Raw genomic sequence first — 23,457 nt, 5'->3', positions numbered from 1 at the left:
ACTCAGGCCGGCACACCGCTATGAAAACGAAACGCTGTATCGGGTGAAGTAATCAACTCGGCTTCACACGCTACAAAAAAGGCGATGCGGTCGTCGATCGCATCAGAAGTTTGCTGTCGGGCCAGCAGCAGGTAGTCCTCGAAATGGCGCCCTTCCGACTTCACGAGCGTACGATAAAACCGAGCGAGCTCTTCATCGAGGTAGGGAATCAAGCGAGCGAAGCGTTCACAGCTGCGCGCCTCGATCAGCGCGCCGATGATCAGGATGTCGATCAGCCGCTCGGGGTCGTTGCTGCGCAGGTGTTTTCTAAGCCCCTCGGCGTAGCGCGAGGCGCTCAGGTGCGTATAAGCCACGCCGCGGCGCTCCATCAAGGCGACTACCTGCTCGAAATGCAGAAGCTCTTCGCGGGCCAGCTGCGACATCTTGCTAAGCAGCAGCGGCTGGTCGACGTAGCGGTAAAGCAGGTTCATGGCCGTGGAGGCGGCCTTTTTTTCACACTGCGCGTGGTCGATCAAAAGCGTTTGCGGGTTGGCCAGCGCCCAGCCAAGCCAGGCATCCGGCGTTTGACAGGCCAAAAACGCGTTGAGACTGGGGGGAAGCAGATCCTCCGCGCCAAGGGAGTGATCTGCAGGATTCAATACGGCTAACTCTATCGACATATACGGTTACCAAGCGCCTTTATTCATTAATGACACGCCAAAAACCTGGCGCTGCTCCCGTTATACTGGGCTCACTGACCCTTAAGGCACTATAACACGCGTTTTTACGCCCTCATCGTGAGGCGCGGGGCCGCGTATTCGAGCGTTCAACCCCGGCGTGTGGGCTTTTGATACTTAAGCCCATAACACCCCTGTTATTTAATGGTCTATGGCAGGGTGATTGCAAACGGCTTTTTTTGCGAGACCTTGCAAGCCTCCTCTTCGCCTCGCTCAGTTTAAACGAACGTTTGTCACATTGAGTAGGGGCATCGAACGCAAAGGTCCAGCCCTCGTCTTAACATTGTCGACAGTTTCCCGTAGAATCCACGCTATCCACCAGACGCTGTTTGTCAAGCGTATGTCACGTGTCATGGCGCATACTCGATACCGTGTGGGTATGCGACCGGCACCATTAAGAAGATGAGAGGGCCCAACGTGCTTGAAGCTTACCGCCAACATGTCGAGGAACGCGCCGCCGATGGCGTACCACCCAAGCCCCTAAACGCCGAGCAGACCGCGGCTTTAATCGAGCTTTTGAAAAACCCGCCGGCCGGTGAAGAGGAGAATGTACTCGAGCTTCTCACCCACCGCATTCCGCCCGGCGTCGACGAAGCCGCCTACGTCAAGGCCGGCTTTTTGACCGCGATCGCCAAGGGCGAGGCAAGCTCCCCGCTGGTCGATAAGATTCACGCCGTCAAGCTTCTGGGCACGATGCAAGGTGGCTATAACATCGTCTCGCTGGTCGAGCTTCTCGACAACGACGAGCTAGCGAAAGAGGCCGGCGAGCAGCTCAAGCACACCATTTTGATGTTCGACGCCTTTCACGACGTCGAAGAGCGCGCCAAAAACGGCAACGCCGTCGCCAAGGATGTCATCGCGTCCTGGGCCGAGGCGGAGTGGTTCCTCTCCAAGCCTGCCCTTGAAGAAAAAATCACCTTGACCGTGTTCAAGGTGCCCGGCGAAACCAACACCGACGACCTCTCCCCGGCGCCGGATGCCTGGTCACGCCCGGACATTCCGCTGCACGCCAACGCCATGCTCAAAAACGAGCGTGACGGTATTCATCCGGAAATCCCGGGCTCGCGCGGGCCGCTCGACCAGATCAACGAGATCAAGGACATAGGCTACCCAGTGGCCTACGTGGGTGATGTGGTCGGTACCGGCTCCTCGCGCAAGTCCGCCACCAACTCGGTGTTATGGTTCTTCGGCGACGACATCCCTTATGTCCCGAACAAGCGTGCCGGCGGGTTCTGCTTTGGCGGCAAGATCGCCCCAATCTTCTTCAACACCATGGAAGACTCCGGTGCGCTGCCCGTCGAGATGGACGTCGACAAGCTCCAGATGGGCGACGTCATCGACGTCTACCCGTATGAAGGCAAGGTCTGCAAGCACGGCACCGATGAGGTGCTCACGACGTTCGAGCTCAAGACCCAGCTGATTCTCGACGAAGTGCGCGCCGGTGGCCGTATTCCGCTGATCATAGGGCGCGGCCTGACCGGCAAGGCGCGGGAATCGCTCGGCCTTGAAGCCTCCGATGTTTTCCGCCTCTCCGAGCAGCCCAAGGATACTGGCAAAGGCTTTACGCTTGCCCAGAAGATGGTCGGCAAGGCCTGCGATCTGCCCGGCGTGCGTCCTGGCATGTACTGCGAGCCGAAGATGACCACCGTGGGCTCCCAGGACACCACCGGCCCGATGACCCGCGACGAGCTCAAGGATCTGGCGTGTCTGGGCTTCCAGGCCGATCTGGTCATGCAGTCGTTTTGTCACACCTCGGCCTACCCCAAGCCCGTGGACGTCGACACGCACCACACCTTGCCCGATTTCATCATGAACCGGGGCGGCGTTTCACTACGCCCGGGCGACGGCATCATTCACAGCTGGCTCAACCGCATGTTGCTGCCGGACACGGTCGGCACCGGCGGTGACTCCCACACCCGCTTCCCGATGGGCATCTCCTTCCCCGCGGGCTCGGGTTTGGTGGCGTTTGCCGCCGCCACCGGCGTCATGCCGCTGGATATGCCGGAATCCGTGCTGGTGCGCTTTAAAGGCAAGCGCCAGCCAGGTGTCACACTTCGGGACCTGGTCCATGCCATTCCGCTTTACGGCATCAAGCAGGGTCTTCTGACCGTGGCCAAATCCGGCAAGAAGAATGCGTTCTCCGGCCGCGTACTCGAAATCGAAGGCCTCGAGGATTTGACCGTCGAGCAGGCGTTCGAGCTTTCCGACGCCTCCGCCGAGCGTAGTGCAGCGGGCTGTACCATCACGCTATCCGAAGAGAGCGTGACCGAGTACCTGAAGTCCAACATCACCCTTTTGAAATGGATGATGGCCAACGGCTACGGCGACGAGCGTACCATCAGCCGGCGTATCGAAGGCATGGAAGCCTGGCTTGCCAACCCGAGCCTGATGCGCGCCGACCAGGACGCCGAGTACGCCGAAGTCATCGAAATCGACCTGGACGAGATCAAGGAGCCGGTTCTCTGCGCGCCCAACGACCCGGACGACGCGCGGCTTCTTTCTGATGTCGCCGGTGAAAAAATCGACGAGGTGTTTATCGGCTCGTGCATGACCAACATCGGTCATTTCCGCGCGGCGGGTAAACTGCTCGAAAAACAGCCTGCGGGTAGCCTGAAAACGCGCCTATGGCTGGCGCCACCGACCAAGATGGACCAGCACCAGTTGACCGAAGAAGGCTATTACGGCATCTACGGTCGCGCGGGTGCCCGCATGGAAATGCCGGGATGTTCACTGTGTATGGGTAACCAGGCCCGCGTGGAAGCGAAAAGCACCGTGGTGTCTACGTCTACACGTAACTTCCCGAACCGCTTAGGCGATGGTGCCAACGTGTACCTGGCCTCGGCGGAGCTGGCGGCAGTGGCCGCCGTCGAAGGCCGCCTGCCAAGCGTTGAGGAGTATCAGCGTTACATGGCCGAATTTGACGCCATGGCCGGCGAGATCTATCGTTACATGAACTTCCACGAAATCGAGGAGTATCAGAAGATTGCCTCGAACGTGATTCCGGTTGCCCAGGAAGCTTAAGCCGCTTTTGGCAACCACCCCATCGCCGATGCTCGCACCATCGCAGGGCGGTCAATTTTTGCCGCCCTGAGCCGATGACCGAACGCCCCGCTCCTTTTACGAGGACGGGGCGTTTTTTATGCTCACCCTCATCCATTCAAGGAGCACTTCATGTCGACCACCGCTGCACCTGCTTTAAACATCGTGACGCCGGACCTTTGTGATGCCAACCCCCAGGTGGCCGTTCTCGATCCGCTCTTCGTTAATATGGGCGGTGTCGAGGCCTTTTACGGGCGCGTACGTACGATCAAATGCTTCGAGGATAATTCCAGGGTAAAAGAGGCGGTTGCCGAGCCTGGCGAAGGCGCGGTCCTGGTGGTCGATGCCGGCGGCTCTTACCGCTGCGCCATGCTGGGCGACATGCTGGCCGAGCAGGCCGTCAAAAACGGCTGGGCCGGCGTTGTGATGTTTGGCTGCGTGCGCGATGTGGATATTCTGGCGACGCTTTCGCTCGGCGTTCAGGCGTTGGGCAGCCATCCACGCAAAAGCGAGAAAAACGGCGAAGGCCAGCGCGATATCCCGGTTACCTTTGCCGGCACCACCCTCCAACCCGGCCAGTGGCTCTACGCCGATAACAACGGTATTATCGTGTCCGACGCTGCCCTGGCCCTCTCTTAGGCCGTTTGGCCGGCGCGACCCAAACGCCGCGCCTGCACTCACTTCAAAAGCTCCTTTTTATGCCGCCGCTGACCACCCTGGGCCACGCCCTTTATCGAACGCTGAAAGACCACCTAAGACCGCTAATCGCTTATCACCTGATCTATACGCTGCTGGCGTCGGCACTGGTGCTGCCCGCCATTGGCTGGGTGTCGCAAACCCTGCTTTCAGCGCTCAACCGCACGGTCATCACGACCGAGGCGCTGGTCGCGCTGCTTTTTAGCCCGCTTGGTTTGTTAACCCTGTTGGTGGGGCTCTGGTTCGCCTTTTTGCTGATTTACTGGCAGCAGGCGGGCATGCTGCTGGTCGCCACCCGGGCCCGGGAAAACCACTACCGCCTCGCTTTTGAAGCGCTTTGGCTGAGCACCCGGCGTCTGCCGGCCCTTGCCGGGCTGGTCATCGTTCAGGTCAGCGCCCACCTGTTACTGCTCGCCCCCTTCATGCTCGGGCTTACCTGGCTATTCGATCTATTTCTCAGCGATCTGGATCTCTACTACCTGCAGCGCGTTCGCCCGCCGGTGCTTTGGTACTTCATTGCCTGCGCGCTGCCGTTGGTCTTGATATGGGCGAGCCTGGCGGCCTGGCTCTATCTTCGCTGGATGCTCGCTCTACCGCTGGTAGCCGTCGAGCAGCGCTCGCCGCTGGCCGCGCTTAGGCAGAGCGTGCCGCTCACCCGGGGCGGGCGGCGCTCGATCGGCGCGGCGGTACTGATACTGCTGGTGTTGATCGTGGCGCTTCCGGTGCTCGTCACCTGGCTTTTCGATTTGATCGTCACGCCGCTTTTGTGGTGGCTGCCCGAGCGAAGCGCCGTGCTGATCCCGGCGATGCTTGCCTATCTCACCGGCTACGTGCTGATCACCCTGACCATTACCTTTCTCGGCATTGCCACTAACGCCCTGCTTTCGGCGTGCCTCTACCTTCAGTTGGCCTGCCGCGAGCCCCACCCGGCGCCCAGGGAGGGCAACGCCAACCCCGGCCGCCTAGCCTGGGCGGTCGAGGCCTTCGTGCTGGTATTTGCCGCGCTACAAGCCTGGTGGATTCTCAACAGTTTCGAGCTGCGCGACAACGTGGCGGTAATCGCCCACCGGGGAAGCTCCATGGTCGCGCCGGAAAACACCCTGGCCGCCGTGCGTCAGGCGCTCGAGGACCGGGCGGATTTCGTGGAGCTCGACGTGCGACTAAGTGCTGATGATGCGGTGCTTCTGTACCACGACCGGAGCCTTACACGGCTGACCGGCGACCCCCGGGATTTTAATGATCTGACCCGCGAGGAGCTAAGCGGCTTCGACGTGGGCAGTTGGTTCGGCGACGCCTTCGTCAACGAGCCCATTGCCGGGCTCGATGAAACGCTGGCGCTGGTGCGTGGCAAGGCGGGGCTGATGATCGACATGAAAGCCTTACCCCGGGACGAGCAGCGCCTGGCCCAGGCCGTACTGGATGCCCTCGATGCGGAGTCGGACATCCGCTACCGCTGCTGGGCGACCCAGCCAAGCGCCCTCGATGGCATGAGCGAATGCGGCTTTCCCCACGCGCAGATGGATATGCGCGTAGCCACCACGACCCCGGGCATCGTCACCTTCATCAAGGAGCAGGCGCCGGCGCTTCGTGTGACGCTGCTGGCCCAGTTGATTTTGCCGGGCACGCTCGACCGGCGCAGCTTCGACGCGCTGGGCCTTCGCCATAACCGCATCACCCAGCACGAGATCGAACTCGCCGGGCGCTACGGCTACGAGATACATGCCTGGACGGTCAACGACCGCGCGCGGATGTCGACCCTGATCGATCTAGGCGTGGATGCGATCATTACCGACTACCCGGACCGGCTGAGCATGCTAATAGAAGACCGCCATGCCTTGAGCGATGGCGGTCTGATACTGGTGAAACTGCGCAACTGGCTGCGCGAGTAACTTGACCTAAAGGCCGGCCTACTCGCCCATCACGACGCCTTCACGGCGCGGGTCGGCGCCGCCGAACAGCGTGCCGTCTTCCAGGCGGCGAATCGCCTGAAGACCACTGGTCAGCTCGCGTTCGCTGACGCTATGCCCGCGCTGGGTGAGCGACTCGATGGTCGCCTCGGGAAAGCGCCCTTCTTCGAGCCAGACATCGCCGCCAAGCGTGACCGCGTGGGGCAGGTTCAGCGCTTCCTGGGCGCTCAGGCCCCAATCACGCATAGCCAAAAGCGTGCGTGCGGTGTAGTGAATGATCGCCGCACCGCCGGGCGAGCCCAGGCTTGCCACGAAATCGCCGTTGTCATGATCGAATACCAATGTCGGGCTCATGCTCGAACGTGGCCGCTTGCCGGGCTCGACCCGGTTGGCCACCGGCTCACCGTCGATTTCCGGCTCGAAGGAGAAATCGGTCATCTCGTTATTGAGTAGGTACCCGCCGGCCAGGCCCGTGCCGCCGTCGGCCATGATGCGCGAGCCAAACGCCTGCTCGATGGTGGTGGTCATGGCCACCGCGTTGCCCTCTTCATCGACGATACTGATGTGGCTGGTGCCGTACTCGGGCTGGGTGGGCTGGCTTGCATAGCTCACCTCGAACTCGCCGGGGTTACCAGGCTCGGCGCTCTCGCCCATGCTGGTTTCCTCGATCAAACGGCTGCGGCTTTCCAGGTACTCCGGGGCGAGCATCAGCGACCAATCGCCGCCCGGCGCCTCGACGAAGTCCGGGTCGGCGATATAGCGGCCACGGTCGGCAAAGGCGAGCCGCGACGCTTCTAAAAACTGATGCAGCCAGCCGCTGCTCGCCGCGCCGTTATCCAAAGGCGCCTCGATCATCGGCTGGTACTCCAGCATGCCCAGAATTTGCATGACGGTCAGGTGCCCCGAGGACGGTGGCGGAAAGCCGCAGACGTCCCACTGCTGCCAGGGTGTGCAGATCGCCTCCCGGGTGATGCTTTCGTAACCGCTCAAATCCTCCAGGCTCATTTCCCCCGGGCGGGTGTGGTGATTTTGCACCCGCTCGACCAGGTCCTGGGCCACGTCGCCTTCGTAGAAGGCGCGGCTGCCTTCGCTTGCTATCCGGCGAAGCAGTACGCCCAGCGCCGGGTTGGTCAGCGTCTCGCCCACTGCCAACGCCTCGCCTTGCGCGTCGTAATAAAACGCCCCCGCGAGCGGGTCATCGCGCAGTGCCGGGTCTTCGGCAAGGCTTGTGTGCAGGCGCTGGCTCACTTCGAAGCCCTCCTCGGCCAACGTAATCGCCGGGACGAAGAGCGTCTCCCAGTCGAGCTGGCCGTGGGCGGCGTGGGCGGTTTCGAGCATCTTCAGCGTGCCGGGTACGCCGACCGAGCGCCCACTCACCACCGCGTCCATGAATGCCAGCGGCTCGCCATCTTCCATGAACAGCATCTCGTCCGCCGCCGCCGGGGCGGTCTCGCGACCGTCGAAGGCGTCGATATCGGTGCCATCGAAGTGCATCAAAAAGGCCCCGCCACCGATGCCGCTGGATTGCGGCTCGACCAGCGTCAATACCATCTGCACGGCGATGACCGCGTCGATGGCGTTACCGCCGGCTTCAAGAATTTGCCGGCCGGCATCGGTGGCCAGTGGGTTGGCGGCGGCGACGGCGAATTTATCGTTCGCCCAGCCGGGTTTTTCCTCGTAGCCCGAGCCCACCTCCGGGGTCACCGAGGGCGCTTCGTAGGTAAAGCCAAAGCTGTAGAGCGGAACCAGCAATAAGCCGGTCAAGGGCAGCGTCGCCCGTAGTGGCAGCATGATCACTCCTGAGATGTTTCGAGGCCGAAACCGGCGTTTTCTTGAGCGGGAAAAGGTGTTGGCTTACTCACCTGACAGGTTAGCCTATAAAACGCGTGCGCCCGGCACAATGGCCGGGCGCATTAATCGCTGAATTGACAAGGCTACTTAGGCGATGGTTTCCCCGGCCAGCATGAACCAGGTCTCCAGCACCGCATCCGGGTTGAGCGATACCGAGTCGATGCCCTGCTCCATCAACCACTTGGCAAGGTCCGGATGATCCGACGGACCCTGCCCGCAGATCCCCACGTACTTGCCCTGCGCCTTGCACGCCTGGATCGCCATGGAGAGGAGTTTTTTCACCGCTTCATTACGCTCGTCGAACAGGTGCGCGACGATGGCGGAGTCACGGTCGAGCCCCAGGGTAAGCTGCGTCAGGTCGTTGGAGCCAATGGAGAAGCCGTCGAAGTGCTCGAGGAACTCATCGGCGAGCAGCGCGTTGGCGGGCAGCTCGCACATCATGATGACCTTGAGGCCGTTCGGGTCATCCGGGTTGCGCGCCAGCCCGTTGGCGGCCAGCAGCTCCACTACGTCGCGCGCCTCGGTCGGGGTGCGCACGAACGGCACCATGATCTCGACGTTTTCGAAGCCCATGGTGTCGCGCACGCGCTTGAGCGCACGGCACTCCAGCTCGAAACACGGCCGGAAGGCGTCGGAAACATAGCGCGAGGCGCCCCGGAAACCCAGCATGGGGTTCTCTTCGCCGGGCTCGTAAAGCTTACCGCCGATCAGGTTTTCGTACTCGTTGGATTTGAAATCCGAAAGCCGCACGATCACTCGCTGGGGGTAGAACGCCGCGGCCAGCGTCGAGATGCCTTCGACGAGTTTGTCGACGTAGAAGCTGACCGGGTCGTCATAACCCGCGGTGCGCGCGTCGATCACCTGCTGCAAATCCGGCGTTTGACGGTCGTACTCCAGCAGCGCCTTGGGGTGCACGCCGATCATGCGGTTGATGATGAACTCGAGCCGGGCAAGCCCGACACCGGCGTTGGGCAATCCGGCGAAGCCGAAGGCGCGATCCGGGTTACCCACGTTCATCATGATCTTGAACGGAATCTCGGGCATGGCGTCGACGCTTGAGACCTTGCATTCGTAATCGAGAATGCCTTCGTAGACGTTGCCGGTGTCACCTTCGGAGCAGGAGACGGTGACGTCGATGCCTTCGCGCAGCTGGGTCGTGGCGTCGCCGCAGCCGACCACGGCGGGGATACCCAGCTCACGCGCGATGATCGCCGCATGGCAGGTGCGCCCACCGCGGTTGGTGACGATCGCCGAGGCGCGCTTCATGATCGGCTCCCAATCCGGGTCGGTCATGTCGGTGACCAGGATGTCGCCGTCGTTGATCTTGTGCATCTCGTCCGGGCTGAGCACGATTTTCACCGTACCGCTGCCGATACGCTGACCGATCGCCCGGCCGGTGATCAGCCGGCGCCCTTTCTCCCGGAGGTGGAAGCGCTCGAGCTTGCCGCCCTCCTGCTGGGACACCACGGTTTCCGGGCGCGCCTGAACGATGTAGAGCTTGCCGTCGTCGCCGTCCAGCGCCCACTCGATATCCATGGGCCGCTGGTAGTGCTTTTCGATGGTAACCGCCTGGCGGGCAAGATCCATGATCTGCTCATCGTTTATACAAAAGCGCCCGCGATCAGAGAGCGGTACGTCGACGGTTTCGACGGACTTGCCGGCGCTGGCACTTTCACCGTAAACCATCTTGATCAGCTTGGAGCCCAGGGTGCGGCGCAGCACCGCCGGGCGCCCCGCTTCCAGGGTGGGTTTGTGAACGTAGAACTCGTCCGGATTGACTGCGCCTTGCACCACGGTTTCACCCAGCCCCCAAGAGGCGGTGACGAATACCGCATCGCGATAGCCCGACTCAGTGTCCAGGGTGAACATGACCCCAGAGGCGCCGGTTTCCGAGCGCACCATTTTCTGCACGCCCGCGGAAAGCGCCACGTTCTCGTGCGCGTAGCCGCGGTGCACGCGATAAGAAATCGCCCGGTCGTTGAATAATGAAGCAAACACCTCGTGTACGGCGCGCTTGACGTTGTCGAAGCCTTCGATGTTGAGGAAGGTTTCCTGCTGGCCGGCAAAGGAGGCATCTGGCAGGTCTTCGGCGGTAGCGGAGCTTCGTACGGCGGCTTTCAGGTTGGGGTGGCGCTGTTGCAGGGCGGCGTAGGCATCTGCCAAGGCGCGCTCGAAAGCGGGCGGTAAAGGCGTATCGATAATCCACTGACGGATGGTACTGCCCGCCTGTGCAAGCGCCTTGACGTCGTCGACGTCCAAACGCGTCAGCAGCGCGTTGATCCGGTCGTTGAGGCCCTCGAAAGCGAGAAATTCACGGTAGGCGTGCGCGGTGGTGGCAAAGCCGCCGGGCACGGTGACACCGGCGCCCGCAAGATTGGAGATCATTTCACCGAGCGAGGCGTTCTTGCCGCCTACTCGCTCGACGTCGTTCATGCCCAGTTGATCGAACCACACAATGTACTCTTGCACGCAACACCCCTTTTAATCATCAACCGCGGGTTGAACCACCCGACCGGGTCTCGCCAGAGCGGGTCGGTCAATTTCATTGAGCGTGTCACCCTATCACCGCCCCCTCGTATTCGCCATTAGTCTAACCGCGAAGTCAGTGAAGGTTTTTTACAACACGGCGAGAATTGAAGCGCTTTCTGTAGTCGCCTGCTCCATAGCGGCCTGGCCCGTTGTGCTTACGACACCCAACGGTGAGAATAGCGCTTCACGCATCGAGGTGATCAACGGGAGAAAAGCATGAAGCGTACGGCATTTTTTATTTCCGACGGAACGGGGATCACCGCCGAGAGTTTGGGGCGTAGCCTTTTGGCGCAATTCAGCGGTGTCGAGATCACGATGCTCACCAAGCCCTATATCGACTCGGTCGAAAAAGCCCAGGCGCTCGCCAATATCATCGACGCCACCGCCAACCGCGACGGCCAGCGCCCGATCATCATCGACACCATCGTCGATCAGGAAATTCGCGACGTCATTCGCCAAGCCCAGGGCTTCAAAGTGGATGTGTTTTCGACCTTTTTGGCGCCGCTGGAGCAAGAGCTCAAGACCCACTCTTCGTATAGTGTCGGGCGAACCCACGCCATTGGCAGCGACGATGTCTACATGGATCGCATCCACTCGGTACACTTTGCCCTCGACAACGACGACGGCGCGCGCACCCACCAGTACGATCAGGCGGACGTCATTCTGGTCGGCGTTTCGCGCTGCGGCAAAACGCCAACGTCGCTTTATCTTGCGCTGCAGTTCGGTATCCGCGCGGCCAACTACCCGATCACCGAAGACGATCTCGACGAGGACGGCAGCTTGAAACTGCCCAAGGTGCTCGCCCCGCACCGCCACAAGCTCTTCGGACTGACCATCGACCCGCGAAGGCTTTCGGCCATTCGTAACGAGCGCCGCCCCAACAGCCGTTATAGCTCGATCGACCAGTGCGTGCAGGAAGTGGAGCAGGCAAGCGCACTTTACCGCACGCTTGGCATTCCGTTCATCGATACCACCCGCTTCTCGATCGAGGAGATCTCTACGCGCATGATCGCCGAAACCGGGCTAACGCGGCGTTTTTCGCCCCGCTAAAGGGGTAAGGCTCATAGCCCCTTGGGCGCGAAGATACCCGGGGCGTTGCGCCAGTAACCCTTGTAGTCCATGCCGAAACCGAACACGTAACGATCCGCCACTTCCAGGCCGCAGTAGTCGGCCTTGAGCCCAGGTACCGCCTTGCGGTCGTGCTGTTTATCGACCAGCACGGCGGTGGTGACGCTCGCCGCCTGGGCCTGTTGGCAGTAATCCAGAATCGCCGCCAGAGTCGAGCCTTCGTCGAGAATGTCATCGATGATCACCACATGGCGTCCGGCCATGGGTACTTCCGGCGAGACCCGCCAGAAAAGCTCGCCACCGCGCAGTTCGTTGCGGTAGCGCGTAGCGTGCAGGTAGTCGACTTCCAGCGGAAAGCCCAGCCGGGTCAGCAGATGGCCGGTGGTGATCAGCCCGCCGTTCATCACGCAATAAAACACCGGCAGCTTGTCGCCCAAATCCCGCGTGATGGCTTCGGCCATGTGATCGAGAGCTTCCTCGACCTGCGCCTGGGTGATCAGGCAGTCGGCGTTATCCATCAGCGCACGCATTGAATCCAGGGATTCAAGGGCTTCTTTATCGAGTTTGTTCATCGAAGGGCTCCGGTATCAAGCGATCAAGGTTCAAAAAAATAAAAGCGCCGGCGGTATATCGGCGCTTCGAACGAGAAAAAGGTTTTAAGGCGGCGCGGGCTAGTCGGCCAGCTCACCCAGGCGTGCATTGGCGCGGCGCCAGCGCTTGAGCGCGTGTAACGCCGCGAGATCCGGCCGGGCGCGGGCGTAGCGAAGCTTGCCGGCGCGTTTGCTCTCGATACCCTGACAGTGCGCGACCACCTCGAGCGCGGCGCCACGATCATTACATACCAGCAGCATGTCGCAGCCGGCGGCCAGCGCGGCCCGGGCGCGCTCCACCGGCCCGCCGGCGGCGTGGGCACCGGCCATGGTCAAATCATCGGAGAAGATCGCCCCCTTGAAGCCCAGCGACTCTCTGAGCATCCCGAGCCAGTTCGGCGAGAAGCCCGCAGGGCGCTGATCGAAAGCGCTAAAGACCACATGGGCGGGCATGACGCCGTCGAGCTGGGCGGCCAAGCGGGTGAAAGGCACCAGGTCCCGCGCCTTGAGCTCGCTTAGCGGGCGCGGGTCGTCGGCAACGCTATGATGGGTGTCGGCTTCGATGCCGCCGTGGCCGGGAAAGTGTTTGCCCACCGCGGCCATACCCGCCTCGTGCAGGCCCTGAATGAAGCGCCCGCCAAGCTCGGCGACGTGCTCGGGGTCCTGGCTGAAGCTTCGATCGCCGATCACGCTGGAAACCCCGCTTTCGACATCGAGCACCGGGGCGAAGCTAATATCGAGCCCGCAGGCCGCCATCTCCATGCCCAGCAGCCAGCCGGCATCGATTGCCAGCTGTATCCCGGCATCCGCGTCTTGGGCGTAGACCTCGCCAATGCGCGCCATCGCGGGAAGCCGCGTAACGCCTTTTTTGATGCGCTGAACGCGCCCGCCTTCCTGGTCGATGCCCAGCAGCAGATCGGGTCTTAGGCGGCGAATGCTTTGGCAAAGTGCACTGACCTGCTCGGCACTTTCTACGTTGCGCGCAAACAAAATGACCCCGCCCACGGCGGGGTCGGCCAGCAGGGCTTTTTCGGCTTGCGTGATAGCGGGCCCTTCGAGGTCGAGCATGACCGGGCCTGGCGGTTGCGTCATCGGCTTGCATCCAATAAAACGGCCGCCAATTCTAGTCGATCGGCGGCCTTAAACAAAATCCGGCGTTAAAGCCCCGAGGCGTTGAGCCAGACCGGCGTGCCAGGAACGGCGAAAGCGAACACTGCGAGCAGGTCGTCATTGCGCAGGCGAATGCAGCCGTGGGAGGCGGCGATACCCATGGGTTGGTCCGGCGGCGTGCCGTGCAGATAGATATAGCGGCGCTGGGAGTCGGTCTGGCCTGCGCGGTTAACGCCGCGCTCGAGCCCGCAAAGCCAGAGAATTCGCGTCAGAATCCAGTCGCGGTGCGGATTTTGCGCGCCCAGCTCCGGGGTAAAGACTTCCCCGGTGAAGCGCCGCCCGCGAAACACCGCGTTTTCCGGCAGGCCTTCGCCAATGGCGGCGCGCACGTAGTGCCAGCCTTGGGGCGTCTGACCACTGCCCTCGTTTTGCCCTACGCCGTTTTCACCGGTCGAGACAGCGCACTCGTGTACCACCGCCTGGCCCTGCCAGCAGCGCAGGCGCTGGGTGGCGAGGTCGACCTCGAGCCAAGGGCCATCGGCGGGTGGGAGATCAGCCAGATTGGGCGTCGGCATACGCAGACTCCTCCAAAGCGGGGGGAAGCGGCGCGTTCATGGCGGAAACCACCACCGGGCGTAGCCGCCGGACAAGATCGCGCACCGAGACCTGCTCGTTGTACTCCTTGGCGGCAATATCGCGCAATGCATCGAGCCCGGAAAGCGTGAAGATCACCGTGCCCAGCATGAAGTGAAGCCGCCAGAAGCGTTCCGCGTCGGGAAGCTCCGGCGTTGCCCGACGAACGAGCTCGACGAAACGGGTGAACACATCGCCGTACTGCTGCTGAATATAGCGGCGCAGGTGCCCTTGGGCCTGGCTATAGGCCAGACCCAAAAGACGCATGAAAACCTTCAGGCTATTACGCTCGGCGGGCACCGTCAGCACCGTGGTCGCCATGGCCTCGAGCAGCACTTCGAGGGGAATGTCATCCTCGCCGTAGCGCTCGTGGAGTGCGTCCAGCGCTTCGTGAAAGCGCTGGCTGAAAGGATCGAGATAGCGCGCGAATACGGCCTGGATCAGCGCTTTCTTGGAACCGAAGTGGTAGTTCACGGCGGCCAGATTCACCCGTGCCTTGCTGGTGATATTACGAAGCGAGGTCTCGGCAAAGCCGCGTTCAGCGAACAGCACCTCCGCAGTATCCAGGATACGCGTGACCGTATCAGATTGCGCCATGGCGCCCTCCAGAAAAACGAGTGTTTAAAACATCGCAAAATAGTAGGCCATTAACGCGCCAGTCTCAATCGCAAGAAAAGGTGAACTCCCCTCCTCGATGCCCGAACGGCTTTATAATCCGTGGCTTGAGTCATATACTGGACAGAGGAACATACTGTATACTTAAACACATATATAGCGAGTCACCTTTTTAGTTACCCTTTTACGCTGGAGTCAGACATGTCCCGTCCTCTTACAGTACGTCAACAGCACGTTTTTGACTTTATCGTTAAAACCATGAATGAGCTCGGCTACCCGCCTACCCGGGCCGAGATCGCTAAAGCGCTGGGCTTTCGCTCACCCAACGCGGCGGAAGAGCACCTTCGTGCCCTCGAGCGCAAAGGCGCGATTCGTATCATTCGCCACACCTCCCGGGGTATTCGCCTGCCCAATCAGGAAGGCACCGAAACCACCGAGCCGGCGCCCGCCGCCAACGAAAGCAGCGAAACGCCGGCAAACGGCTTGCCCATCATTGGCGAAGTCGCTGCGGGCAACCCGATTCTGGCCGCCGAGCACATCGACCGCTACTGCCCGCTTCCGGCGGACTACTTCACGCCCAAGGCGGACTACCTGCTGCGCGTGCGCGGGCTTTCGATGAAAGATATCGGTATTCTGGAAGGCGACCTGCTCGCCGTGCACCGCACCGAGCGGGTACGCGACGGGCAGATCGTGGTGGCACGCCTTGAAGACGAAGTCACCGTCAAGCGCTTCAAGCGCGACGGGCACCAGGTAACACTGCTGGCTGAAAACAGCGACTTCGACCCGATCGAAATAGACCTGCGCACCCAGCAGCTCGATATCGAAGGCGTAGGCGTAGGCGTGATTCGCGGCGGCAGTGGCCAAGCGCTCGGCTAAGCCACTCGCCTGTTTGAACGTCGTATAAAAAGCGGGGGGCACTCATCAGTGCCCCCCCGCTTTTTTAGTTAAAGACGACGGTCTTGTTGCCGTCGATCAGCACGCGGTCTTCCAGGTGCCAGCGGATTCCCCTCGCCAGCACCGATTTTTCCACGTCGCGGCCAAAGCGCACCAGATCCGTCGGGGTATGGCAGTGGCTAACCCGATGAATGTCCTGCTCGATGATCGGGCCGGCATCCAGTTCCTCGGTCACGTAGTGGCAGGTCGCACCGATCAGCTTAACGCCCCGCGCGTAAGCCTGGTGGTAAGGCTTGGCACCGGCAAACGAGGGCAAAAAGCTGTGATGGATGTTGATGACTTGGCCCGCGTAGCGGCTACAAAGCGCCGGCGGCAGAATCTGCATGTAGCGCGCCAGCACGATGCAGTCCGCCTCGAGCGCCTCGATTTGCGCCTGTACCGCATCGAACGAGGCCTGCTTGTCGCCTGGGTCGACCGCAATGTGAAAGTAGGGAATCTGGTACCACTCACTCAGCGCGCGCATATCCGGGTGATTGGAGATGATCCCCACGATGTTGCAGTCGAGCTCACCCGCCTGCCAGCGGTAAAGCAGGTCGACCAGGCAGTGGGACTCTTTTGAGACCATGATCACCACGTTGCGCCGCTTTTGCGTATCAACCAGCGCCCACTGCATGTCGAAGGCACTGGCGATCGGCGAGAACGCCTCCTCGAGCGCCTCGGCGGTCATACCGATGGAATCGGCAAGGATCTCGTAACGCATGAAAAACCGGCCCGTTTGCAGATCCGAATGCTGGCTTGCCTCGGTGATGGAGCCGCCGTGCTGGGCGATGAAGCTGGAGACACGCGCCACAATGCCCACTTGGTCCGGGCAGGAAACCACTAAACGGTAGTAATGCGACATAAATTCACTCAATATAAACACGATTTTAAAAATGCCAGGCCTTGTCCGCCATGAAGGGGGTCGTGGCGCTGAGCAAGGGCGCTAGTGTAGCGCAAGCGGGCCTGGCTGGCATCGCCATGATTGTTAGCCGCCCCCGCCTTACCGTATAGTTAAAGCCTTACTTTTCAGGCTGTTCATAATCAATGGATCCATCTCGCGTTCAACTTCGTCCCCGCCGCCGTCCACCCTTGCGCATACTGCCGCTTGGCGGCTGTGGTGAAATAGGAATGAACCTGACGCTTTATGGTTATGACGGCCACTGGATCGCCATTGATTGCGGCATGATGATTCGCCAGGATCTGCCCAGCGCCCCGCTTCAGGTACCCAATACCCAGACCCTGGCCGAGCTCGACATCATCCCCCAAGCGCTTTACATCACCCACGGCCACGAAGACCATATCGGCGCGGTCGCCTGGCTTTGGCCGAAGTGGCAGTGCCCGATTTACGCCACCCCCTTGGCCGCCGGCCTGCTACGCCACAAGTTTGCCGAGCACAGTTTGAGCAGCGCCGCCATTCACGTGATCGAACCCAATGAGGCGCTGGAGCAGGGCCCGTTCACGCTTCGCTATCTGTTGATGACGCACTCGATTCCCGAAAGCTGCGCCATCATGATGCTGGCCGGCGGCTACCGGGTACTCCACACCGGCGACTGGAAGCTCGACCCCGCGCCGCTGATCGGCCCGAGCGTCAATCCCGCACACTTTCAGGCACTGGCGCCGCTGGATCTCGTCGTCGGCGACTCAACCAACGCCCCGCTCCCCGGTACCGCAGGCAGCGAAGGCGATGTCGCAAAAGCGCTCACCCGAACGCTAAAGGCGTGCAAGGGCCGCGTCGTGGTCTCCTGCTTTGCCAGCAACCTGGCGCGCGTGTGGGCGATTGGCCAAGCGGCGGCGCAGAGTGGACGGCGGGTGAGCCTGATGGGCCGCTCCATGGAGCGTATGGTGGGTGTCGCCCGTGGGCTTGGCTATCTGGACGACTTCCCGGCGCTGGTCCCGCCCCAGGATTTGGGCTACCTGCCGCCGGATGAAGTCGTCGTGATCGCCACGGGCAGCCAGGGCGAGCCCCGCGCAGCGCTTCAGCGCTTGGCCCAGGGACGTCACCCCTTCATGGACCTGGAAGCGGGCGATAACGTGATTTTCTCCGCCAAGGCCATTCCCGGCAACGAACGCCCGATTGCCCAGCTCAAACGCCGCTTTACCCAGCTAGGCGTGGCGCTTTTTGACGAAACCAACCACCCGGAACTCCACGCCACCGGCCACCCCGCCCAGGAAGAGCTCAAAACGCTCTATCGTTGGATAAGGCCCAAGGCGCTGCTGCCAGTTCACGGCGAAGCGGTCCATCAAAAGGCCCATCAGGCGCTGGCCGAAGAGCTCGGTATCAAGGCGCCACTCGCCCCGGTCAACGGCGATATGCTGGCAATGGACAACGAAGGGATTCGGGTCGAGGCGCGCTACCCGCAGCTGCCCCACGTGGTGGATCAAAACAGCGTGACGCCTCACCCAGGCCTTGGGGCAGAGTCGAACAGCGCCCGGCGCGGCACGCTGTTTCTGGCGCTGCCAGTATGCGCCACCGATACGGGCTGGCAGCGTATCGGCCGCTTGATGCTCGACGCGAGCGGGGCAAGCCCCATCGATGAAGAGAGCTTTAGCGACTGGCTCGACGAGCGCCTCGATGAGATACACGCCGACACCCTGGCCGAGCTTCGCGAGGCGCTTACCCCCGGCATGGTTCACTGGCTGGGGGAACACTGCCAGCACATGCCGGAAGTCCATCTTCAGATCATGGCGACCGAAGCGCCTTGACGTGTCACCAGCGCGCCGCGTCCTGCTGGTCGCTTGCGCGCTCCTTCACCCAGTAATCCCCTTGGGTGGAATGCTCCTTTTTCCAGAAAGGCGCGCGAGTCTTTAAAATATCCATGATGAAATCGCAGGCGCTGAACGCGTCTCGGCGGTGGGCACTGGCCACCAGCACCCGCACGATCGGGTCGCCGGGATGTAGCTGCCCTACCCGATGGATGATCACCACCTTCTGCAGCGCCCAGCGCGACAGCGCCTCTTCGCCAATCTCGTAAAGGGCGCGCTCGGTCATTCCCGGATAGTGCTCAAGGGTCAGTCCGGTCACCTCGGGGGTCTCGTTGAAGTCACGCACCAGCCCGGTAAAGGTCACGACGGCGCCGATGTCAAAGCGATTTTCAAGTGCCGCGGTATAGCCCTCGTCGAGGCTAAACGCCGCCTCCTGTATGGCCACACTAATCAATGAGTCGCTCATTCAGCCCCCGGTCACCGGTGGAAAAAAGGCAATCTCGTCACCGTCGGTGATCGGCGCGGTGTCGTTGGCCATCACCTGATTGATGGCGCACAGCGTACGCTGCTCCTTCAATACGCTAAAACGCGTATCCTTCTCGGTCAGCACCATTTTGAGCCCGGCTACATCGCGGCTTTCAAGCTCATCGAGGGAGAACGATACTTCGCTATGCCCGACCCGCTCACGAAGCTCGGCCAGGAACTTGACCCGCACGCAGGGCGATACCGTACAGCGCTCGCCGACGCTTACCTCCCCTGGCGTCCCTTCTCCGGTCACGATCGGCGCCGCGTTACGTTGATAATCGCCGCGTACGCCGCCGCGCTTGCTCTCGAGCTGAATCGCGTCGATGCGCATCTCCTTATCGACGGCCTTGCACATGTCGTAAAGCGTCAAGCACGCCACCGAAACCGCCGTCAGCGCCTCCATCTCGACACCGGTGCGCCCATTTAACCGGCAAAGCGCGTGTACATCGACCGCGCCCTCCTGCCAGTCGATATCGAAATCGATGCTCACCTTACTAAGCGCCAGCGAATGGCACAGTGGAATCAGATCGGACGTGCGTTTAGCGGCCTGGATACCCGCAATGCGCGCCGTGGCCAATACATCGCCTTTGGGCAGCTCACCGTCGCTCAAAAGCCTTAACGTTGCCGGAGCCATGACGATGCGCCCCGACGCCACCGCTTCCCGGCGCGACGCCTCTTTATCGGCGATATCCACCATGTTGGCTTCGCCTTGGGTATTCAGGTGGGTCAGCTGCATATCGTTACCTTTTGTCGTCACGGGACGCGCTGGACCACTGAAGGATCCAGCGCGCAATCTCATCGATGTTATCAAGGTTTAGCCGCGGGATAGAAGCGTCCAGCGTCTCGGGCGGCGCCCCTTTTAGCGCCACCGCTTTTACACCGTCGCTTTGCAGGATATCCGGGTCGCCGATACCGTCGCGATAGAGAATCAATTTGGGTAGCGGCCACTCCTTGAAGCCTTCGACGATGACCAGGTCCGGCGCGTGGGCGGTCATCAGTGAAAGCAAATGGCCAAGGTCCGGCTCGTCCTGGCCCGGTGTCTCCTGCATCAAGGCGTAGCGCCGGTGTGACGCTACCAGCATGGGCGCGGCACCGGCCTCGCGAAGCCGGTAGCTATCCTTGCCTGGCTTGTCGATATCGAAGTTGTGGTGGGCGTGCTTGATCACCCCTACATCGAGCCCCGCCTCGCGCAAGCGCGGCAGAAGCTTTGTCAAAAGCGTGGTCTTACCCGTCGAGCTCCAGGCGGCTATGCCGAGCACGGGAAAAGGCGTTTTTATCATTTCCAGGGAAATCTCCTTTGACCCAACCTCAGGCAAGCTCTTTTTCCGGTGGCAGCAGCGCGTTCAGCGCAATACCGACAAGCGCGGCCAAACTAACGCCCTGTAGCGTAAACTGCCCGCCGCCGAACTGCATACCGCCAATCCCGAAGACCAGAATAAGCGAGACGACCACCAGGTTGCGCGGCGCGGTGAGCGACTGCCCCGCACGCACCAGCGTATTCATGCCCACCACCGCAATCGAGCCGAACAGCAATGTCATGATGCCCCCCATGACCGGACCGGGAATGGTCTGCAAAAGCGCGCCCAATTTGCTGATGAAGGCCAGTAAAATGGCCAGCACCGCCGCCACGATCATGTACACCGGATTGAACGCCCGGGTCAGCGTGACCGCGCCGGTCACTTCGGAATAGGTGGTGTTGGGTGGCCCGCCAAACAGCGCCGCCACGCAGGTCGCCAGGCCGTCGCCCAAAAGCGTACGGTGAAGCCCGGGCTTTTCCAGATAGTTTTCCCGGGTGACCGAGCCGATCGCCACCATGTCACCAATATGCTCGACCGCCGGGGCGATGGCTACGGGGATCATGAACAGTATCGCCGCCCAGTGAAATCTCGGCGCGGTAAAGGCCGGCACCGAAAGCCAGCGCGCCTGGTGAATGGGCGTGAAGTCCACCACCCCCATGACCAGCGAGAGCGCGTAGCCGGTAGCGACCCCACCCATGATCGGCACCAGGCGCAAAAGCCCGCGGCCGAACACCGCCAGCACCAGCGTGACCGCCAGGCTCGCCATGGAGAGAAAGATCGCCTGACCATAGCCGATGTTATCGCTGGTTTCCCCGGTCGCCATACTCACCGCCACCGGCGCCAGCGCCAAGCCAATCACCATGATGACCGGCCCTACCACAACCGGCGGTAACAGCCGATTCAGCCAGCCCGTGCCTTTGATACGCACCACCTGAGAGATAACGGTATAAACGATACCGGCGGCCATCAGCCCGCCAAGCGTGGCAGAGACGCCAAAGCTTGCGATCGAGCCTTGAATAGGTGCGATAAACGCAAATGAAGAGGCCAAAAAAACCGGCACACTCTGTTTGGTCACGCTGTGAAAGACCAGCGTGCCGACACCGGCGGTAAACAGCGCAACGCTTGGGTCGAGCCCGGTCAATAGCGGTACCAGCACCAGCGCGCCAAAGGCGACGAACAACATTTGCGCCCCGGTCAACAGCGTCTTGGGCCAGCCATCTGGCGATGATTCAGTGCTCATGCAGCGTCCTTAACATTCATTTTGTCGCCCATCAGGGCAGGCTTGTCAGGGGGATGGGTACCGGGGCGTTTTTCACGCCCAAAAAAATGCCCCCGACGCAAAGCGTAAGGGGCATTTCAAGACAGCGCGCTTAGCGCGTGCCGAATATTTTGTCGCCGGCATCGCCAAGGCCCGGCACGATATAGCCGTTTTCGTCGAGGCGCTCATCGACGGACGCGGTGTAGATCTCGATATCCGGGTAGTCTTTTTGAACGCGCTCGATGCCTTCGGGTGCCGCGACCAGCACGATCACTTTCATGCTGTCGCAGCCCCGCTCGCGTAGCATATCCAGCGTTGCCACCATCGAGCCACCGGTCGCGAGCATCGGGTCGATCACGATCGCCATACGCTCTTCGATGTCGTTGGCGAACTTGGCAAAGTACGGTACCGGCTGAAGCGTCTCTTCATCGCGGTAAAGCCCGACGACGCTGACCCGGGCGCTGGGAATCAGGTCGGTGACCCCTTCGAGCATGCCAAGGCCTGCGCGCAGAATCGGCACGACGGTCACCTTCTTGCCTTTCAAACGCCGCGTCGCGATGGCTTCGCCATTCCACCCTTCGATCTGATGGTCTTCGACCTCGAGATCCTTGGTGGCCTCGTAGGTCAGTAGCTTGGCGACTTCACCTGCCAGCTCGCGAAAGCTCTTGGTGCTCAAACCGCCTTCCCGCATGAGCCCCAATTTATGCTGAACAAGCGGATGATCAATGGCGTGGACACTCATGAAACTACCTCACTGCAGGGTTAAAAGCGCTCGGCTAGCGCAAAATTGCGCGCCATTCTACCCGCAACCGCCCCCAAGGTTAAGGGGTGGCGGGTAATTGCCATTCGATTACCGGGCGTCCCTGCTCGGCCAGAAACTGGTTCGCTTGGGAGAAGTGGCGATTACCCAGAAAGCCGCGGTGCGCGGAAAGCGGCGACGGGTGCGGCGATTCCAAAATCAAATGGCGCGTTCGATCGATCAGCGTTTTCTTCTGACGGGCGTGGCTGCCCCACAGGAGAAAAACGCAGGGTCCGGCGTGTTCGCTGACCGTTTTGATCGCCGCATCGGTAAAATTCTCCCACCCCTTGCCCCGGTGGGAGGCCGCGTTGCCCTTCTCGACCGTCAGGGCGGTGTTCAAAAGCAGCACCCCCTGCTTCGCCCAGGGTTCCAAAAAGCCGTGGTTTACCCGCGTGAAGCCCACGTCGCTTTCAAGCTCTTTGTAGATATTGAGCAGTGACGGCGGCACCTGAACCTCGGGCTTGACCGAAAAACAGAGCCCGTGGGCCTGGTGGGGGCCATGGTAAGGATCCTGGCCCAGAATGACGACTTTTACCTCTTCCAAAGGCGTGAGCTCGAAGGCGCGAAACCAGTTGGACGAGTGCGGATAGATGACCTTTTTAGCCGCTTTCTCATCGGCCAGAAACGCTTTTAGCGCAGCCATGTAATCCGCCTGGAACTCCTGGCCGAGCCACTGGCTCCAGTCCTTGGGGAGAGGGTCGGTCATGTTATTTCTTCAATTGATCGGCGAGCGGTTCGACATAGGCGATGCCCATGTCCCAGGGAAACTGGATCCAGCAGTTCTGGCCCACTTCCGTGAGGTACTGATCGACCAACGGGCGGCCGTCGGGCTTGGCGTAAATGGTGACGAAGTGGGCATTGGGCAGCATTTCACGCACGGCCCGGGCGGTTTTACCGGTATCGACCAGGTCGTCCACTAAAAGCCAGCCCTCGCCGTCGTGGTCCACGCCCTTCATGATATCGAGCCCGCCCTGGTCCATATGATCGTAGCTTTTGATACAGACCGTGTCGATCAGGCGGATATTGAGCTCGCGCGCGATCAGCGCGGCAGGAATCAACCCGCCCCGGGTGATCGCCACGATACCCTTGAAATCGCGCTCGATCAGTTGGTGGCAAAGGGCCCGAACGTCGCGATGGATCTGGTCCCAGGAAACCGTGAAGTGCTGGTGGTAGCGTTCGCTGCTCAT

21 protein-coding genes are annotated in these 23,457 nt (G+C 61.3%); 6 read left to right on the top strand and 15 right to left on the bottom strand.

Translation table 11 applies throughout. The features are described 5' to 3' along the window. Positions 1–2: 2 nt before the first annotated feature. On the bottom strand, positions 3–659 hold the full coding sequence (gene miaE, locus ACWFVE_RS07205) for a tRNA isopentenyl-2-thiomethyl-A-37 hydroxylase MiaE (RefSeq protein WP_447528601.1): 657 nt from the start codon (positions 657–659) through the stop codon (positions 3–5). Between the two features lie 474 nt (positions 660–1,133). Between miaE and acnB the strand changes: the two genes are divergently transcribed. The 3 genes from acnB (at position 1,134) to ACWFVE_RS07190 (ending at position 6,340) form a co-directional block, all read left to right on the top strand. After that, the gene (gene acnB, locus ACWFVE_RS07200) at positions 1,134–3,737 is read left to right on the top strand and encodes a bifunctional aconitate hydratase 2/2-methylisocitrate dehydratase (RefSeq protein ID WP_447528600.1); all 2,604 of its coding nucleotides are present in this window, start codon (positions 1,134–1,136) and stop codon (positions 3,735–3,737) included. A 150-nt stretch (positions 3,738–3,887) separates the two neighbouring features. Continuing rightward, on the top strand, positions 3,888–4,394 hold the full coding sequence (gene rraA, locus ACWFVE_RS07195; RefSeq protein WP_447528599.1) for a ribonuclease E activity regulator RraA: 507 nt from the start codon (positions 3,888–3,890) through the stop codon (positions 4,392–4,394). A gap of 59 nt (positions 4,395–4,453) precedes the next feature. Next, complete coding sequence (locus tag ACWFVE_RS07190) at positions 4,454–6,340, top strand: glycerophosphodiester phosphodiesterase family protein (protein ID WP_447528598.1); 1,887 nt, start codon at positions 4,454–4,456, stop codon at positions 6,338–6,340. 18 nt (positions 6,341–6,358) lie between these two features. Here ACWFVE_RS07190 and ggt read toward each other — a convergent pair whose 3' ends face one another. Both ggt and ppsA read right to left on the bottom strand, forming a co-directional pair. Continuing rightward, positions 6,359–8,149, bottom strand: a complete 1,791-nt coding sequence (gene ggt / locus ACWFVE_RS07185; RefSeq protein WP_447528597.1) for a gamma-glutamyltransferase — start codon at positions 8,147–8,149, stop codon at positions 6,359–6,361. Positions 8,150–8,296: 147 nt separating this feature from the next. After that, positions 8,297–10,678, bottom strand: a complete 2,382-nt coding sequence (ppsA, locus tag ACWFVE_RS07180; RefSeq protein WP_447528596.1) for a phosphoenolpyruvate synthase — start codon at positions 10,676–10,678, stop codon at positions 8,297–8,299. Between the two features lie 276 nt (positions 10,679–10,954). On the opposite strand from ppsA, the gene ppsR reads away from it, so the two are divergent. Continuing rightward, positions 10,955–11,788, top strand: a complete 834-nt coding sequence (gene ppsR / locus ACWFVE_RS07175; protein WP_447528595.1) for a posphoenolpyruvate synthetase regulatory kinase/phosphorylase PpsR — start codon at positions 10,955–10,957, stop codon at positions 11,786–11,788. 11 nt (positions 11,789–11,799) lie between these two features. On the opposite strand, the gene ACWFVE_RS07170 is transcribed toward ppsR, so the two are convergent. From ACWFVE_RS07170 to ACWFVE_RS07155, 4 genes are all read right to left on the bottom strand, one after another. Beyond that, positions 11,800–12,378, bottom strand: coding sequence for a hypoxanthine-guanine phosphoribosyltransferase (locus tag ACWFVE_RS07170; RefSeq protein ID WP_447528594.1), 579 nt, complete (start codon positions 12,376–12,378; stop codon positions 11,800–11,802). 99 nt (positions 12,379–12,477) lie between these two features. Then, complete coding sequence (gene nagZ / locus ACWFVE_RS07165) at positions 12,478–13,488, bottom strand: beta-N-acetylhexosaminidase (RefSeq protein ID WP_447528593.1); 1,011 nt, start codon at positions 13,486–13,488, stop codon at positions 12,478–12,480. Between the two features lie 65 nt (positions 13,489–13,553). Further along, positions 13,554–14,081 carry a L,D-transpeptidase family protein gene (locus tag ACWFVE_RS07160; protein ID WP_447528592.1) on the bottom strand — a complete coding sequence of 176 codons (528 nt, stop codon included), beginning with the start codon at positions 14,079–14,081 and terminating at the stop codon, positions 13,554–13,556. Further along, positions 14,059–14,736 carry a TetR/AcrR family transcriptional regulator gene (locus ACWFVE_RS07155; RefSeq protein WP_447528591.1) on the bottom strand — a complete coding sequence of 226 codons (678 nt, stop codon included), beginning with the start codon at positions 14,734–14,736 and terminating at the stop codon, positions 14,059–14,061. Before ACWFVE_RS07155 ends, ACWFVE_RS07160 begins: the two co-directional genes overlap by 23 nt. 219 nt (positions 14,737–14,955) lie before the next feature. On the opposite strand from ACWFVE_RS07155, the gene lexA reads away from it, so the two are divergent. Beyond that, complete coding sequence (gene lexA / locus ACWFVE_RS07150; protein WP_447528590.1) at positions 14,956–15,630, top strand: transcriptional repressor LexA; 675 nt, start codon at positions 14,956–14,958, stop codon at positions 15,628–15,630. 64 nt (positions 15,631–15,694) lie between these two features. Here the strand turns inward: lexA and purU are convergent, their stop codons facing one another. After that, positions 15,695–16,549, bottom strand: coding sequence for a formyltetrahydrofolate deformylase (purU, locus tag ACWFVE_RS07145; RefSeq protein WP_447528589.1), 855 nt, complete (start codon positions 16,547–16,549; stop codon positions 15,695–15,697). Positions 16,550–16,815: 266 nt separating this feature from the next. On the opposite strand from purU, the gene ACWFVE_RS07140 reads away from it, so the two are divergent. Further along, positions 16,816–18,390, top strand: a complete 1,575-nt coding sequence (locus ACWFVE_RS07140) for a ribonuclease J (protein ID WP_447528588.1) — start codon at positions 16,816–16,818, stop codon at positions 18,388–18,390. Positions 18,391–18,394: 4 nt separating this feature from the next. Here the strand turns inward: ACWFVE_RS07140 and moaE are convergent, their stop codons facing one another. The 7 genes from moaE to gpt form a co-directional block, all read right to left on the bottom strand. Next, positions 18,395–18,856 carry a molybdopterin synthase catalytic subunit MoaE gene (gene moaE, locus ACWFVE_RS07135; protein WP_447528587.1) on the bottom strand — a complete coding sequence of 154 codons (462 nt, stop codon included), beginning with the start codon at positions 18,854–18,856 and terminating at the stop codon, positions 18,395–18,397. Next, positions 18,857–19,651 carry a cyclic pyranopterin monophosphate synthase MoaC gene (moaC, locus tag ACWFVE_RS07130; protein WP_447528586.1) on the bottom strand — a complete coding sequence of 265 codons (795 nt, stop codon included), beginning with the start codon at positions 19,649–19,651 and terminating at the stop codon, positions 18,857–18,859. It lies immediately after the preceding gene. Positions 19,652–19,655: 4 nt separating this feature from the next. Then, the gene (mobB, locus tag ACWFVE_RS07125; RefSeq protein WP_447528585.1) at positions 19,656–20,195 is read right to left on the bottom strand and encodes a molybdopterin-guanine dinucleotide biosynthesis protein B; all 540 of its coding nucleotides are present in this window, start codon (positions 20,193–20,195) and stop codon (positions 19,656–19,658) included. A gap of 28 nt (positions 20,196–20,223) precedes the next feature. Further along, the gene (locus tag ACWFVE_RS07120) at positions 20,224–21,453 is read right to left on the bottom strand and encodes a uracil-xanthine permease family protein (protein ID WP_447528584.1); all 1,230 of its coding nucleotides are present in this window, start codon (positions 21,451–21,453) and stop codon (positions 20,224–20,226) included. A 130-nt stretch (positions 21,454–21,583) separates the two neighbouring features. Then, the gene (upp, locus tag ACWFVE_RS07115) at positions 21,584–22,213 is read right to left on the bottom strand and encodes a uracil phosphoribosyltransferase (protein WP_447528583.1); all 630 of its coding nucleotides are present in this window, start codon (positions 22,211–22,213) and stop codon (positions 21,584–21,586) included. Positions 22,214–22,292: 79 nt separating this feature from the next. Beyond that, entirely contained in the window at positions 22,293–22,976 is a 684-nt protein-coding gene (gene ung / locus ACWFVE_RS07110) for a uracil-DNA glycosylase (RefSeq protein ID WP_447528582.1), read from the bottom strand. Between the two features lies 1 nt (position 22,977). Beyond that, positions 22,978–23,457, bottom strand: coding sequence for a xanthine phosphoribosyltransferase (gene gpt / locus ACWFVE_RS07105; RefSeq protein ID WP_447528581.1), 480 nt, complete (start codon positions 23,455–23,457; stop codon positions 22,978–22,980).

Source organism: Vreelandella mediterranea, assembly GCF_970647075.1.
This window is presented reverse-complemented; position numbering and strand designations above follow the sequence as displayed.

What these genes read in the sequence shown, in the direction of transcription:
- miaE (WP_447528601.1), bottom strand. Translation starts at nt 659, where the DNA reads ATGTCGATAGAGTTAGCCGTATTGAATCCTGCAGATCACTCCCTTGGC.
- rraA (WP_447528599.1), top strand. Translation starts at nt 3,888, where the DNA reads ATGTCGACCACCGCTGCACCTGCTTTAAACATCGTGACGCCGGACCTT.
- ACWFVE_RS07190 (WP_447528598.1), top strand. Translation starts at nt 4,454, where the DNA reads ATGCCGCCGCTGACCACCCTGGGCCACGCCCTTTATCGAACGCTGAAA.
- ggt (WP_447528597.1), bottom strand. Translation starts at nt 8,149, where the DNA reads ATGCTGCCACTACGGGCGACGCTGCCCTTGACCGGCTTATTGCTGGTT.
- ppsR (WP_447528595.1), top strand. Translation starts at nt 10,955, where the DNA reads ATGAAGCGTACGGCATTTTTTATTTCCGACGGAACGGGGATCACCGCC.
- ACWFVE_RS07170 (WP_447528594.1), bottom strand. Translation starts at nt 12,378, where the DNA reads ATGAACAAACTCGATAAAGAAGCCCTTGAATCCCTGGATTCAATGCGT.
- nagZ (WP_447528593.1), bottom strand. Translation starts at nt 13,488, where the DNA reads ATGACGCAACCGCCAGGCCCGGTCATGCTCGACCTCGAAGGGCCCGCT.
- ACWFVE_RS07160 (WP_447528592.1), bottom strand. Translation starts at nt 14,081, where the DNA reads ATGCCGACGCCCAATCTGGCTGATCTCCCACCCGCCGATGGCCCTTGG.
- ACWFVE_RS07155 (WP_447528591.1), bottom strand. Translation starts at nt 14,736, where the DNA reads ATGGCGCAATCTGATACGGTCACGCGTATCCTGGATACTGCGGAGGTG.
- lexA (WP_447528590.1), top strand. Translation starts at nt 14,956, where the DNA reads ATGTCCCGTCCTCTTACAGTACGTCAACAGCACGTTTTTGACTTTATC.
- purU (WP_447528589.1), bottom strand. Translation starts at nt 16,549, where the DNA reads ATGTCGCATTACTACCGTTTAGTGGTTTCCTGCCCGGACCAAGTGGGC.
- ACWFVE_RS07140 (WP_447528588.1), top strand. Translation starts at nt 16,816, where the DNA reads ATGAACCTGACGCTTTATGGTTATGACGGCCACTGGATCGCCATTGAT.
- moaE (WP_447528587.1), bottom strand. Translation starts at nt 18,856, where the DNA reads ATGAGCGACTCATTGATTAGTGTGGCCATACAGGAGGCGGCGTTTAGC.
- moaC (WP_447528586.1), bottom strand. Translation starts at nt 19,651, where the DNA reads ATGCAGCTGACCCACCTGAATACCCAAGGCGAAGCCAACATGGTGGAT.
- mobB (WP_447528585.1), bottom strand. Translation starts at nt 20,195, where the DNA reads ATGATAAAAACGCCTTTTCCCGTGCTCGGCATAGCCGCCTGGAGCTCG.
- ACWFVE_RS07120 (WP_447528584.1), bottom strand. Translation starts at nt 21,453, where the DNA reads ATGAGCACTGAATCATCGCCAGATGGCTGGCCCAAGACGCTGTTGACC.
- upp (WP_447528583.1), bottom strand. Translation starts at nt 22,213, where the DNA reads ATGAGTGTCCACGCCATTGATCATCCGCTTGTTCAGCATAAATTGGGG.
- ung (WP_447528582.1), bottom strand. Translation starts at nt 22,976, where the DNA reads ATGACCGACCCTCTCCCCAAGGACTGGAGCCAGTGGCTCGGCCAGGAG.
- gpt (WP_447528581.1), bottom strand. Translation starts at nt 23,457, where the DNA reads ATGAGCAGCGAACGCTACCACCAGCACTTCACGGTTTCCTGGGACCAG.